This is a genomic window from Pseudomonas sp. yb_9, assembly GCF_043103635.1.
Classification (GTDB): domain Bacteria; phylum Pseudomonadota; class Gammaproteobacteria; order Pseudomonadales; family Pseudomonadaceae; genus Aquipseudomonas; species Aquipseudomonas monteilii.
Genome location: NZ_JBICKA010000097.1, coordinates 1 through 12,594 on the forward strand (window position 1 = coordinate 1; position 12,594 = coordinate 12,594).

The window sequence follows — 12,594 nt, forward strand, 5'->3', positions numbered from 1 at the left end:
TCAAGGAGTTTTTCGTTCCGATGTCGCTGGAAGTGGGGCGCATTATAAGGGGATTCGAAAGCGCGTCAACCCTTAATTTCAAGAAACCTTAACATCGCTGAAAAGCAAAGCGGGGCGGCCTGGCGGCCACCCCGCTTTTCAATAGCATCACGCGCCTCTAGAGCACGCCTGCATCGCGCAAACGTTGCACCTCACCCGCTTCCAGCCCCAATACCTCCTCAAGCACCACCTCAGTGTGCTCACCCAGCAGCGGAGGAGCCCGTCGATACTCCACTGGCGTCTCCGACAACCTTATAGGGCTGGCCACCTGCGGCACGCTACCCGCCAGCGGATGCGCAATGCTCACCGCAAGCCCCCGCGCCAGCACCTGGGGATCCTGGAACATCTGCGCCAGATCATTGATAGGCCCGCACGGCACGCCGGCAGCCTCCAACTGGCTAACCCATTCGGCTGTTGTCTTGAATACCGTGGCCTGGCGGATCAGTGGAATCAGCTCAGCCCGGTTGGCCACCCGCTGCTTGTTGGTCACGAAGCGTGGATCGTCCGCCCATTGCGGCTGCCCAGCCACCTCTGCAAACTTGCGAAACTGGCCATCGTTGCCCACGGTAAGAATGAAGTCGCCATCCGCCGTTGGGAAATCCTGGTAAGGCACGATATTAGGATGCGCATTGCCCAAGCGGCGAGGCGGGTTACCCGTCGTCAGGTAATTCATGGCCTGGTTCGCCAGGCAGGCCACCTGTACATCGAGCAGCGCCATGTCGACATGCTGCCCCACCCCGGCCTGATCCCGGTGGGCGAGGGCAGCGAGCATCGCCACCGTGGAATACAGCCCGGTAAGGATGTCGGTTAGCGCCACACCCACCTTGACCGGCCCTGCACCTTCCTCGCCCTCCGGGCGGCCGGTCAGGCTCATCAGCCCGCCCAGCCCCTGGATCATGAAATCGTAACCCGCACGCTTGGCGTAGGGCCCGGTCTGGCCAAACCCCGTGATGGAGCAATAGATAAGCTGTGGATTAACCGCCTTCAGGCTCTGGTAGTCCAAACCATAAGCAGCCAGACGGCCCACCTTGAAGTTCTCGATGACGATATCGGACTTGGCTGCCAGCTCACGCACCAGGCGCTGCCCCTCAGGCTGGGTGAAGTCGATGGTCACCGAGCGCTTGTTGCGGTTAGCCGACAGGTAATAAGCCGCCTCGCTGGTATTGTCACCCGCAGCATCCCTCAGGAAGGGCGGGCCCCACGCGCGCGTATCGTCACCACTGCCTGGACGCTCGACCTTGATCACGTCAGCGCCCAGGTCAGCGAGAATCTGGCCAGACCAAGGGCCGGCCAACACGCGCGAAAGGTCCAGCACCCGCAGATGTGATAGCGCGCCCATGGGCTGGCTCCTTATTAATAGAAGGCCTGGATACCGGTTTGCGCACGCCCCAGGATCAATGCATGCACATCGTGCGTGCCTTCGTAGGTGTTGACCACCTCCAGGTTGACCAAATGACGGGCCACGCCGAACTCGTCGGAGATGCCATTACCACCCAGCATGTCACGCGCCATGCGGGCAATATCCAGCGCCTTGCCGCAGGAGTTGCGCTTCATGATCGAAGTGATCTCCACCGCAGCCGTCCCTTCGTCCTTCATGCGCCCCAAGCGCAGGCAGCCCTGCAGTGCCAGGGTGATTTCGGTCTGCATGTCGGCCAGCTTCTTCTGGATCAGCTGATTGGCAGCCAGCGGGCGACCGAATTGCTGGCGATCCAGCGTGTACTGACGCGCAGTGTGCCAGCAGGCTTCCGCAGCACCCAGCGCCCCCCAGGAGATGCCATAACGGGCTGAGTTCAGGCAGGTGAACGGACCTTTAAGGCCGCGCACATCCGGGAAGATGTTCTCTTCGGGCACGAACACATTGTCCATGACGATTTCACCGGTGATCGAGGCGCGCAGGCCAACCTTGCCATGGATAGCCGGCGCACTCAGGCCTTCCCAGCCCTTTTCCAGCACAAAGCCGCGGATATCACCGGCATCGTCCTTGGCCCAGACCACAAACACATCAGCGATCGGGCTGTTGGTGATCCACATCTTGCTGCCGGTCAGCCGATAGCCGCCATCGACCTTCCTGGCGCGGGTAATCATCGACCCTGGGTCAGAGCCGTGGTTAGGCTCAGTCAGGCCGAAACAACCGATCCACTCACCACTGGCCAGCTTGGGCAGGTATTTCTGCTTTTGTGCTTCGGTACCGAACTCATTGATCGGGACCATGACCAGCGACGACTGCACACTCATCATCGAGCGGTAGCCCGAGTCGATACGCTCCACTTCACGCGCAATCAGGCCATAGCACACGTAGTTCAGGCCGCTGCCACCATACTGCTCCGGGATGGTGGCCCCCAGCAGGCCGACTTCACCCATCTCGCGGAAGATCGCCGGGTCAGTCTGCTCGTGGCGGAACGCTTCAAGTACACGAGGGGCCAGCTTGTCCTGGGCGAACTGATAAGCGCTGTCACGCACCATGCGCTCTTCTTCAGTGAGCTGCTGATCCAGCAGCAGCGGGTCGATCCAGTTGAAGCTTGCGTTACCGGCCATGAGCGAAATCCTCGAAATAGGGGGCAGTTTCTTGTGCCTTTGAGCCTAGGCCTGATCGGCCGCCGGGACAAACGAGGATTGCGCACCAATTAGTGATAGTTTGTCACTTCGTAAATCGGCAAAACGCCATATTGACAGCCTTACAAGTGAGGTTGACGTACATGCGCCGCAAGATCCCCAGTACCGCTGCCCTGGTTTGCTTCGAGGCGGCAGCACGCAACGAGAGCTTTACCAAGGCCGCCCAGGAACTGGCCCTGACCCAGGGCGCCGTTTGTCGCCAAGTTGGCGGCCTGGAGGCCTTTCTCAATGTGGAACTGTTCCGCCGCTCGCGCCGCGGCGTGAAGCTGACCGAAGCCGGCCTTTCCTACAGCCGTCAGGTTGCCGCCCAACTGGACGCCGTGGAGCGCGATACCTTGTCTGTGATGGGCCAGCAGGGGGCCAGCGTAATCGAACTGGCGGTGGTGCCTACATTCGGCACTCAATGGCTGCTTCCGCGCCTCAAGGACTTCCAGCAACGCCAACCGGAGGTCACGGTCAACCTCACCAACCGAACCCGGCCATTCCTGTTCGCCGACACTTCGTTCGATGCCGCGATCTATTTCGGTGATGCCGACTGGTCCGGCACCCAGTCTCACCGGCTGATGGGGGAAAACCCGGTCCCCGTCTGCAGCCCGGCATTGCTGGCCGGGCAGGGCATGCTTGAAGCACAGCGCGTCGCCCAACTACCCCTGTTGCAGCAAAGCACGCGCCCCTATGCCTGGCGGCAATGGTTCGGCAGCTTGGGGATGAATGTGGAGCGCGACATGACAGGCCCGCGTTATGAACTATTCTCGATGCTCGCCCAGGCGGCCATCCATGAAATGGGGATCGCGCTGATTCCGCCGTTCCTGATCCAGCGCGAACTGGAGGAGGGTAGGCTGGTGGTCGCTAACAGGCATGCCCTCGATAGCGACAAGGCCTACTATCTGATGATTCCTGAGCGCAAGGTGGAGTCGGCATCACTACGCGCCTTCCGGGACTGGCTGGTAAGCCAGGCCCACGCCTACACCGCAAGAAAATGAGCAATGCGACAAGTTGACCCTGTAGTCAATTATTTTAAACACCTACAGATGTATGTATTTGTCGCATATGCGTAAACTGTTATGCAAGCCAGAAAATACCCTTTAACCCTGCTAAGCACGCGGGCTTGCGGGTTATTTTGCGACACTTACCGTGCCGTAAGCGAAATGACCGAAAAATTTTTGTTTTTTTCTCCTAATCTGCCAATAGCCCATGTTTGACGGGCTACAGCCTTATTACTGCGACAAGCGGTCACAGGGTGACTTGTAGTTTTAACTTCGTTTCGCTCCAGAACCGGTTGAAGGCCCCTTGGTTCGTCTGCAAAATGCTTCGCCCGCCCGGGAACTGGCGGATCGGCGCTCCACAGCCGCCCCAGCGCACCATCCGAAGTGTGCTGGCTTTTACAAAGACAAAAGGTCACCGCAGGAGAAAAGTCGTGCACATAGGTGTTCCTCTCGAGACGCAGACCGGTGAGACAAGGGTCGCTGCGACCCCGGAAACCATCAAGAAACTGATTGGCCAGGGCCATCAGGTCACCGTCCAACGGGGGGCAGGGCTTAACGCCGCCATTCCGGACAGTGCCTATGAGGCCGTGGGTGCTTCCATGGGGAATGCCGCCGACGCCTACGGCGCCCAATTGGTACTCAAAGTGGTCGCCCCCAACGACCAGGAACTGGCCCTGATCAACAGTGGCAGCCTTCTGGTGGGCATGCTCAACCCCTTCAACAGCGAACTCATCGGCAAAATGGCCGAACGCGGCATTACCGCCTTCGCCCTGGAAGCCGCACCGCGTACATCGCGGGCGCAAAGCCTGGACGTGCTGTCGTCGCAAGCCAACATCGCCGGTTACAAGGCTGTGTTACTGGCGGCCCATCACTACCCGCGCTTCATGCCCATGCTGATGACCGCTGCCGGTACCGTTAAGGCCGCGCGCGTGTTGATTCTGGGTGCGGGCGTTGCCGGCCTGCAGGCCATTGCCACGGCCAAGCGCCTGGGCGCAGTGATCGAAGCGTCCGACGTACGCCCGGCGGTGAAAGAGCAGATCGAGTCGCTGGGCGCCAAGTTCATCGACGTGCCCTACGAGACCGATGAGGAGCGCGAATGCGCCGAAGGGGTGGGTGGTTACGCCCGCCCGATGCCGGCCAGCTGGATGCAACGCCAGGCCCAGGCCGTGCATGAGCGCGCGAAGCAGGCGGATATCGTCATCACCACCGCACTAATCCCCGGCCGCAAGGCGCCGACCTTGCTCAGCGCCGAAACCGTCGCGCAGATGAAGCCCGGCTCGGTGGTCATCGACCTCGCTGCTGCCCAGGGCGGCAACTGTCCGCTGACGGTTGCTGACCAAGTGGTGCAGGAAAACGGCGTGACCATTGTCGGCCCGACCAACCTGCCAGCCCAGGTGGGTGCCGATGCCTCGGCGCTGTATGCACGCAACCTGCTGGACTTCATGAAGCTGCTGTTCGACAAGGACGGCGCACTGGTCATCAACCTCGAAGACGACATCGTCGCGGCCTGCCTCATGTGCCGCGATGGCCAGGTCGTCCGCAAGAACGGCTAAGGAGCACGACAATGGAAGATATGCTGATTTCCCACGGCATCTACAACCTGATCATCTTCGTGCTGGCCATCTATGTGGGCTACCACGTGGTCTGGAACGTCACCCCGGCACTGCACACCCCATTAATGGCGGTCACCAACGCCATCTCGGCAATCGTTATCGTCGGCGCCATGCTGGCCGCGGCCCTGACCGTTACCCCGGCAGGCAAGCTGATGGGCACCCTGGCCGTGGCCCTGGCTGCGGTCAACGTGTTCGGTGGCTTCCTGGTCACCCGCCGCATGCTTGAGATGTTCAAGAAGAAAGCCAAGAACGAGGGGCAGAAGTAAGCATGAGCATGAATCTGGTAACACTTCTGTACCTGGTTGCGTCGATCTGCTTCATCCAGGCGCTCAAGGGCCTGTCGCACCCGACCACTTCGCGGCGCGGCAACCTGTTCGGCATGATCGGCATGGGGATCGCCATCCTCACAACCGTCGGCCTTATCTATAAGCTGGGGGCAGAGCTTGCTACTGCCGGCATCGGCTACGTAATCGTCGGCCTGCTGGTTGGTGGTACCGCCGGTTCGATCATGGCCAAGCGCGTCGAAATGACCAAGATGCCGGAGCTGGTCGCCTTCATGCACAGCATGATCGGCCTGGCTGCGGTGTTCATTGCCATCGCCGCCGTGTTGGAGCCGCAGTCGATGGGCATCGTTGCCGCCATCAGCGACCCTATCCCTACCGGCAACCGCCTGGAGCTGTTCCTGGGTGCTGCAATCGGTGCCATTACCTTCTCCGGTTCGGTAATCGCCTTTGGCAAACTGTCGGGCAAGTACAAGTTCCGCCTGTTCCAGGGCGCACCGGTACAGTTCGCCGGCCAGCATAAGCTGAACCTGATCCTCGGCCTGACCACCATTGCCCTGGGCCTGCTGTTCACCTTCACCGGCCACTACAGTGCCTTCACCCTGATGCTGGTTCTGGCCTTCATCATGGGTGTGCTGATCATTATTCCGATCGGTGGCGCCGACATGCCGGTGGTGGTGTCGATGCTCAACAGCTACTCGGGCTGGGCTGCGGCCGGCATCGGTTTCTCGCTGAACAACTCGATGCTGATCATTGCAGGTTCGCTGGTCGGTTCGTCCGGTGCCATCCTTTCGTACATCATGTGCAAGGCGATGAACCGTTCGTTCTTCAACGTCATCCTTGGCGGCTTCGGCGGGGACACCGATACGGGTGCGGCGCAAGGCTCCAAAGAGCAGCGCCCGGTGAAGTCCGGCTCGGCCGACGACGCCACTTTCCTGCTCAGCAACGCCGACAGCGTGATCATCGTGCCGGGTTACGGCCTGGCGGTGGCCCGTGCCCAGCACGCGCTGAAGGAGCTGACCGAAAAGCTGACCCACAACGGCGTAACCGTGAAGTACGCGATCCACCCAGTGGCAGGCCGCATGCCCGGGCACATGAACGTACTGCTGGCCGAGGCCGAAGTACCTTACGACCAAGTGTTCGAAATGGAAGACATCAACGCCGAGTTCGGTCAGGCCGACGTGGTGTTGGTGCTGGGTGCCAACGACGTGGTCAACCCGGCGGCGAAGAACGATCCGAAATCGCCCATTGCCGGCATGCCGATCCTCGAAGCCTTCAAGGCCAAGACCATCATCGTCAACAAACGCTCCATGGCCAGCGGCTACGCCGGCCTGGACAACGAACTGTTCTACCTGGACAAGACCATGATGGTGTTCGGTGACGCCAAGAAAGTGATCGAAGACATGGTCAAGGCGGTGGACTGATACCCACGGCTGAAAACCAGCTGATATAAAGGAAGCCCCGGTCAGAATCTGCCGGGGCTTTTCTTTTATTGATCCGGATCAACGGCTCTACTTCAAGCCTTCTCATACGACCATGGTCGTGGGACGGCAATGGGCGAAATCTCTAGACTGCGCTGCAGTAGTTTCAGTAGCCCGAGATAACAATCCATGTACCGTGATCGTATCCGCTTGTCCTCCCTGCACAGCAAGGTAATGAGTGCGGCTGATGCCGCTGGTCTGATCGAGGACGGCATGACCGTCGGCATGAGCGGTTTCACCCGCGCCGGCGAAGCCAAAGCCGTACCGCATGCACTGGCCGAACGTGCCAAGCAGTCGCCACTGAAAATCAGCCTGATGACCGGCGCCAGCCTGGGCAACGACCTGGACAAGCAACTGACCGAGGCCGGCGTGCTGGCTCGCCGCATGCCATTCCAGGTCGACAGCACCCTGCGCAAGGCCATCAACGACGGCCAGGTGATGTTCATCGACCAGCACCTGTCGGAAACCGTCGAGCAACTGCGCAACCAGCAGCTGAAACTGCCGGACATCGCCGTCATCGAAGCCGTGGCCATTACCGAGCAAGGCCACATCGTGCCAACCACATCGGTAGGCAACTCGGCCAGCTTCGCGATCTTCGCCAAGCAGGTGATTGTCGAGATCAACCTCTCGCACAACCCCAACCTGGAAGGCCTGCACGACATCTATATCCCGACCTACCGCCCGACCCGCACGCCAATCCCGCTGGTCAAGGTCGACGACCGTATCGGCAGCACCGCCATCCCGATCGACCCGGCCAAGATCGTCGGCATCGTCATCAGCGACCAGCCGGACTCCCCATCCACCGTGCTGCCGCCGGATGACGAAACCCAGGGCATTGCCGACCACCTGATCAACTTCCTCAAAAAAGAAGTTGAAGCTGGCCGCATGACCAACAAGCTCGGCCCGCTGCAGGCCGGTATCGGCAGCATTGCCAACGCCGTAATGTGCGGCCTGATCGAATCGCCGTTCGAAGACCTGACCATGTACTCCGAAGTACTGCAGGACTCCACCTTCGACCTGATCGATGCCGGCAAACTGAGCTTCGCTTCGGGCAGCTCGATCACCTTGTCCACTCGCCGTAATGCCGACGTATTCGGCAACTTGGAGCGCTACAAGGACAAGCTGGTGCTGCGCCCGCAAGAAATCTCCAACCACCCGGAAGTGGTGCGTCGCTTGGGCATCATCGGTATCAACACCGCACTGGAGTTCGATATCTACGGCAACGTCAACTCCACCCACGTGTGCGGCACCAAAATGATGAACGGGATTGGTGGCTCGGGTGACTTCGCCCGTAACGCCCACCTGGCTGTGTTCGTCACCAAGTCGATTGCCAAAGGCGGCGCGATTTCCAGCGTGGTGCCGATGGTCAGCCATGTCGACCACACCGAGCACGACGTGGACATCCTGGTCACCGAGCAGGGCCTGGCCGACCTGCGTGGCTTGGCACCACGTGAGCGGGCACGGGCGATCATCGACAACTGTGTGCACCCAGACTACCGCGCTGCGCTGAACGATTACTTCGATCGTGCCTGCCAGCGTGGCGGCCATACCCCGCACATTTTGCGTGAAGCGCTGAGCTGGCACGAAAACCTGGAAGAAACCGGGCGCATGCTGGCGAGCTGATCAATTCGTGATCCGGAACAGCGTGTGCTGTTCCGGTCACGCTCCCTGTAGGAGCGGCTCTAGCCGCGAATACCGGCACAGCCGGTGCCATCCTGCTTGTCGCCTGATTCGCGGGCAAGCCCGCTGCCGCAACACTCTCACAATCATCATTAAAAACTGTTCTACTGTACTGGTATTTCTGCCAGCCCCTTCCTCGTGAAATCATCCTGTCAGCCAAAAATGCACCAATACCGTGCAGACCAGTACAGTTGCGCTTGTTTCGGGTGCAACAGTAGGGTTACACAGTTAACTGAGCCATCGTCTTTCAACTGAACTGTATCTACTGTTATGGACGACAGAGGAGGATCATTGGCATCAGTTAAATCACTACCTAATCCCGCCATAAGCGGAAGGATGAAGCATCATGGAACGTACCCTCAGTTCCGGTCTGGTTTTTGAAAGCAACGCCCAGCAATCCAACGCCTCGCTGCCGCTGCGCGCACTGTCTACCCTGCTGCTGTGGCAGCGCCGTATGGCTAGCCGCCGTCAACTGGCTCGCCTGGACGCCCGTCTGCTGGCCGACGCTGGTATCAGCGAGTCGCAACGTTACGAAGAGCTGAGCAAGCCTTTCTGGCGCTAAGCACCGGCTTGCCGGCTTCGGCCGGCACCGCGAATTCCCAAAACCCGTTGCAGGTAACTGCAACGGGTTTTTTGCATCCAGGCCGCATGCTAGAGCTTCTCTCAAACGAACAGGTACAGTTTTGATAATCCAAAAAACATATAGGTACAGTTTGTTGGCGCGCTTTTCATTAACATCCGGAAACACCGGCGCGTGATACGCTTGGCTTCACAGTCTGGTAGAACCCACTGTTAAAGTACCGTGACGAGCTGTGCGAGCGTCCGATAAGCAGAACCACCCGACCCTAGTCCAGGAGTCCACGATCATGTCCCGTAAATACCTGATTGGCGCCGCCCTGATGCTGAGCCTGGCCGGCACCGCAAACGCCACCAGCTTCGTTGTCACCACCGACGCCGTCGTTGGCGCGGTAGCCGCGTCCACCGATGCAACTTCCGATATTTCCTCCTCGTTCAAAGACGACAAGATCGTCAAGGCCGCCCGCGACGATGCCGCTGCCTTTGTTGGCAGCCATGGCGACATCCGCGGTGCCAAACTGGAAAGCGCCTTCTTGCACATCCGCTCGCAAGCACCCGCGTTGCAGGCCAGCGATGCCCAACTGGCCCAGGCCATCCTGGCTCTCTGACGCCAGCTGAGCCCTCTGGCTGTGCTGGTCACTACCAGCACAGTCATCCAGCCTTTGCGCCCCATCTTTCCAGCTGTTGTAGAGCCCATGCGTTATCTGTTGCCGCTGCTGTTTTCCGTTGCAGGCATGGCCAGCGCCCATGCCATGGATACCACCACGCAAAGCCTGGTCATTACCGGCTATGTCACCAGCCAGGTCACCACTGCACCCTTCGATCGCAAACTGGTCCGCCAGGCGCGCGACGATGCAGCGGCCTTCGTGGCCAGCGACGGCCAGATCCGCGGTGTGCGGCTGGAAGCTGCGCTGGAATCATTACGCCACAATTGTGCACGGCACGCCGTCGGCGATCTGGAACTGGCGCAGGCAATTCTCGTCCAATAACTACATCTGACTCCCTGTATTTTTCGGAGATGCTCCATGCGTAAACCGCTGATTGCCGCTACCCTCGGCATGCTGCTGCTGGCCGACCTGGCCCAGGCACAGACCCTGGTGGCCACCAGCAATATCATCGTGCGTGCCTTTGGCCGCTCGATCGACTTCACCTCGGACACCACCACCTCGATTCGCGACTCCAAAGTGGTGCGCGAAGCCCATGACGACGCTGCCAGCTTCGTCGCCAGCAACGGTGACATTCGCGGCGCCCAGCTTGAGGCGGCCTTCAACACCTTGCGCGAGCGCGTGCCAGAAGCGCGTGGCGCCAGCGACCAGGTACTGGCCGAAGCCATCCTCGCACTGTGAAACGCGTGCGTGCCTGGCTGCTCGGCTGCGCCCTGACGCTGCCCGGCACGCCCGTATTGGCCGACCTGCAGCTTCAGCTGCAGGCAACCGGCCTGGACCCGCAGCAAACCCAAGCCACCCAGGCCCTGCTCGATGAGGCCTTGGGCAAGCTGCCTCCCCGATTCAAGCAGCAGCTGGACCGCCGCGTGCGGGTCAGCTGGAGCGACAGCATGCCGGCGGATGCCTACGGCCAGGCATCGCTGGTGTCCACCCTTGAGCTCAATCGACACCTGCTGCCCGGACTCACCGACGGCAGTGCTGCTACCGAACGCACCCACCGCCCCCATGGCACAGTGCGCGAAGAATTGCTGGCCACCGTGCTGCACGAGCTTACCCATATCTACGACCGTGCCCGCCTGTGGCCCACTGCCGAGCATTCGCTGATTGCCCGCTGCAAGCGCCAGCAAGGCACGCTGGGCAAAATCGGCCTGCCCGAAGCGTGCCGGGGCCAGGCCGAGCGCCGCTTCACCCTTAGCGACGACCCGCGCTTGCTCGACCTGGCGGGTTGGCAACAGTACGTAGGCCGTCGTGGCGAGCGCGAGCAGCACAATGGTCAGTTCGTGCGCAGCCCAGACAGTTATGAGCTGAGCAGCCCCAAGGAGTTTATCGCGGTCAACATGGAGTACTTCCTCCTCGACCCGAGCTACGGTTGCCGCCGCCCGGCGCTGAACCAGTACCTGCGCGAGCACTTCGGCTGGGCACCGCAACAGGACACCTGCGCCAAGGGCCTGCCGTTCATCAATGCCGGCAGCGACTTTGCCCGCCAGCCGCTGGGTGAAATCGACCCTGAGCGGGTCTATGAAGTGGACTACCTGCTGGCTGAAGCCAACCAGAACCTGGTCAGCCGCTGGGGCCACAGCATGCTGCGCCTGGTGATCTGCAAGCCGGGCCGCCCGCGCGGGCCGGACTGCCGCCTGGACCTCGACCAGAGCCTGGTGCTGTCGTACCGCGCCTTCGTCAACGATGTACAGCTGTCCAGCTGGGACGGCCTGGTCGGCAACTACCCCTCGCGGCTATTCGTGTTGCCGCTGGGCCAGGTAATCGACGAATACACCAAGACCGAGTTGCGCAGCCTTGCCTCAGTACCGTTGAAGCTCAGCCGCAACGAAATCGAGGAGCTGGTACGCCAGGCCGCCGAAATGCACTGGAGCTATGACGGCAACTACTGGTTCCTGTCCAACAACTGTGCCGTGGAGTCTTTGAAATTGCTGCGCAGCGGTACCGCCAACCCACGCCTCAACGACCTCGACAGCATCATGCCCAACGGCTTGCTGGCGGTGCTCAAGGGCAGGGGACTGGCAGACACCAGCGTGCTGGATGACCCGCGTGAGGCGCTGCGCCTGGGCTACCGGTTCGATTCCTATCGCGACCGCTACCAGGCCATGTTCGAGGTGCTGCGCAAACAGCTGCCGATCAAGCAGGCCCTGGTCGAAGACTGGCTGGCACTGGATGCCGAGCAGCGCCGCCCATGGTTTGCCAAAGCCGACCTGCGCACCAGCGCCGCGTTACTGCTGCTCGAACAGGCCAGCTTGCGCCGGCAACTGCTGCTGGCCCAGGACGAGGTCAAGCAGCGCTACCTGAATGCCGCTGCCTTGAAAGATGGCAGCGTCAGCAAGGCCGATGCGACCCTCAAGCAGATGCTCGCCAACAGCGGCTTTCTCAGCCGCCCGGCAGAACTGCTCGATGCCAAGGGCTACGGGCTGCCGCAGCCCGAGGAGCGCAAGCACCTTGAGCAGGTGAGCAGCGAACGCCAGGCACAGTTGTTGCGTTTGAGCACCAGCCTGGACAAAGAGGTGAGGGCGCTGCTGGAGCCGTCGCGAGCCAAGGAAATTGCGGCTGTCGAGGCCAACGTGAAGCAGATTGGCGAACATTTGCGGGCACTGCACAAGGCTGCGGGTGGCCTGCAGTTGTAAGTGTTGTCTCTACGGGCCTCTTCGCGG

Annotated in this window: 12 protein-coding genes; 10 read left to right on the forward strand and 2 right to left on the reverse strand. The window is 60.8% G+C overall.

Annotation, left to right across the window (positions count from 1 at the left end; all coding sequences use genetic code 11):
• Positions 1 to 157: 157 nt before the first annotated feature.
• Entirely contained in the window at positions 158 to 1,378 is a 1,221-nt protein-coding gene (locus ACF8MI_RS23865) for a CaiB/BaiF CoA-transferase family protein (RefSeq protein WP_200928934.1), read from the reverse strand.
• A gap of 14 nt (positions 1,379 to 1,392) precedes the next feature.
• Positions 1,393 to 2,574 carry an acyl-CoA dehydrogenase gene (locus ACF8MI_RS23870; RefSeq protein ID WP_200928933.1) on the reverse strand — a complete coding sequence of 394 codons (1,182 nt, stop codon included), beginning with the start codon at positions 2,572 to 2,574 and terminating at the stop codon, positions 1,393 to 1,395.
• A 161-nt stretch (positions 2,575 to 2,735) separates the two neighbouring features.
• Between ACF8MI_RS23870 and ACF8MI_RS23875 the strand changes: the two genes are divergently transcribed.
• The 10 genes from ACF8MI_RS23875 to ACF8MI_RS23920 all read left to right on the forward strand — a co-directional run bounded on the left by ACF8MI_RS23875 (position 2,736) and on the right by ACF8MI_RS23920 (position 12,567).
• Positions 2,736 to 3,635, forward strand: a complete 900-nt coding sequence (locus ACF8MI_RS23875) for a LysR family transcriptional regulator (RefSeq protein WP_060499800.1) — start codon at positions 2,736 to 2,738, stop codon at positions 3,633 to 3,635.
• A gap of 434 nt (positions 3,636 to 4,069) precedes the next feature.
• Positions 4,070 to 5,191: a Re/Si-specific NAD(P)(+) transhydrogenase subunit alpha gene (locus tag ACF8MI_RS23880; protein WP_028699520.1), complete on the forward strand. Its 1,122-nt coding sequence runs from the start codon at positions 4,070 to 4,072 to the stop codon at positions 5,189 to 5,191.
• An 11-nt stretch (positions 5,192 to 5,202) separates the two neighbouring features.
• A complete protein-coding gene (locus ACF8MI_RS23885; RefSeq protein ID WP_016484308.1) occupies positions 5,203 to 5,517 on the forward strand; it encodes an NAD(P) transhydrogenase subunit alpha in 315 nt (104 codons plus the stop codon).
• Between the two features lie 2 nt (positions 5,518 to 5,519).
• On the forward strand, positions 5,520 to 6,956 hold the full coding sequence (locus ACF8MI_RS23890; protein WP_105947046.1) for an NAD(P)(+) transhydrogenase (Re/Si-specific) subunit beta: 1,437 nt from the start codon (positions 5,520 to 5,522) through the stop codon (positions 6,954 to 6,956).
• A 186-nt stretch (positions 6,957 to 7,142) separates the two neighbouring features.
• Complete coding sequence (locus ACF8MI_RS23895; protein WP_016712872.1) at positions 7,143 to 8,636, forward strand: acetyl-CoA hydrolase/transferase family protein; 1,494 nt, start codon at positions 7,143 to 7,145, stop codon at positions 8,634 to 8,636.
• A 403-nt stretch (positions 8,637 to 9,039) separates the two neighbouring features.
• On the forward strand, positions 9,040 to 9,255 hold the full coding sequence (locus ACF8MI_RS23900) for a DUF1127 domain-containing protein (protein WP_003256968.1): 216 nt from the start codon (positions 9,040 to 9,042) through the stop codon (positions 9,253 to 9,255).
• Positions 9,256 to 9,559: 304 nt separating this feature from the next.
• Positions 9,560 to 9,877 carry a DUF2388 domain-containing protein gene (locus ACF8MI_RS23905; protein ID WP_060499802.1) on the forward strand — a complete coding sequence of 106 codons (318 nt, stop codon included), beginning with the start codon at positions 9,560 to 9,562 and terminating at the stop codon, positions 9,875 to 9,877.
• A gap of 87 nt (positions 9,878 to 9,964) precedes the next feature.
• Positions 9,965 to 10,258, forward strand: coding sequence for a DUF2388 domain-containing protein (locus ACF8MI_RS23910; protein WP_016712870.1), 294 nt, complete (start codon positions 9,965 to 9,967; stop codon positions 10,256 to 10,258).
• 36 nt (positions 10,259 to 10,294) lie between these two features.
• Positions 10,295 to 10,615 carry a DUF2388 domain-containing protein gene (locus ACF8MI_RS23915; protein WP_012316830.1) on the forward strand — a complete coding sequence of 107 codons (321 nt, stop codon included), beginning with the start codon at positions 10,295 to 10,297 and terminating at the stop codon, positions 10,613 to 10,615.
• Positions 10,612 to 12,567: a DUF4105 domain-containing protein gene (locus ACF8MI_RS23920; RefSeq protein WP_164524012.1), complete on the forward strand. Its 1,956-nt coding sequence runs from the start codon at positions 10,612 to 10,614 to the stop codon at positions 12,565 to 12,567. The genes ACF8MI_RS23915 and ACF8MI_RS23920 overlap by 4 nt, the downstream gene beginning before the upstream one ends.
• The last annotated feature ends 27 nt before the right edge of the window (positions 12,568 to 12,594 follow it).

Excerpts from the sequence above, each read along its gene's own strand:
- ACF8MI_RS23865 (WP_200928934.1), bottom strand. The coding sequence starts at position 1,378 with ATGGGCGCGCTATCACATCTGCGGGTGCTGGACCTTTCGCGCGTGTTG.
- ACF8MI_RS23870 (WP_200928933.1), bottom strand. The coding sequence starts at position 2,574 with ATGGCCGGTAACGCAAGCTTCAACTGGATCGACCCGCTGCTGCTGGAT.
- ACF8MI_RS23875 (WP_060499800.1), top strand. The coding sequence starts at position 2,736 with ATGCGCCGCAAGATCCCCAGTACCGCTGCCCTGGTTTGCTTCGAGGCG.
- ACF8MI_RS23885 (WP_016484308.1), top strand. The coding sequence starts at position 5,203 with ATGGAAGATATGCTGATTTCCCACGGCATCTACAACCTGATCATCTTC.
- ACF8MI_RS23890 (WP_105947046.1), top strand. The coding sequence starts at position 5,520 with ATGAGCATGAATCTGGTAACACTTCTGTACCTGGTTGCGTCGATCTGC.
- ACF8MI_RS23895 (WP_016712872.1), top strand. The coding sequence starts at position 7,143 with ATGTACCGTGATCGTATCCGCTTGTCCTCCCTGCACAGCAAGGTAATG.
- ACF8MI_RS23900 (WP_003256968.1), top strand. The coding sequence starts at position 9,040 with ATGGAACGTACCCTCAGTTCCGGTCTGGTTTTTGAAAGCAACGCCCAG.
- ACF8MI_RS23905 (WP_060499802.1), top strand. The coding sequence starts at position 9,560 with ATGTCCCGTAAATACCTGATTGGCGCCGCCCTGATGCTGAGCCTGGCC.
- ACF8MI_RS23910 (WP_016712870.1), top strand. The coding sequence starts at position 9,965 with ATGCGTTATCTGTTGCCGCTGCTGTTTTCCGTTGCAGGCATGGCCAGC.
- ACF8MI_RS23915 (WP_012316830.1), top strand. The coding sequence starts at position 10,295 with ATGCGTAAACCGCTGATTGCCGCTACCCTCGGCATGCTGCTGCTGGCC.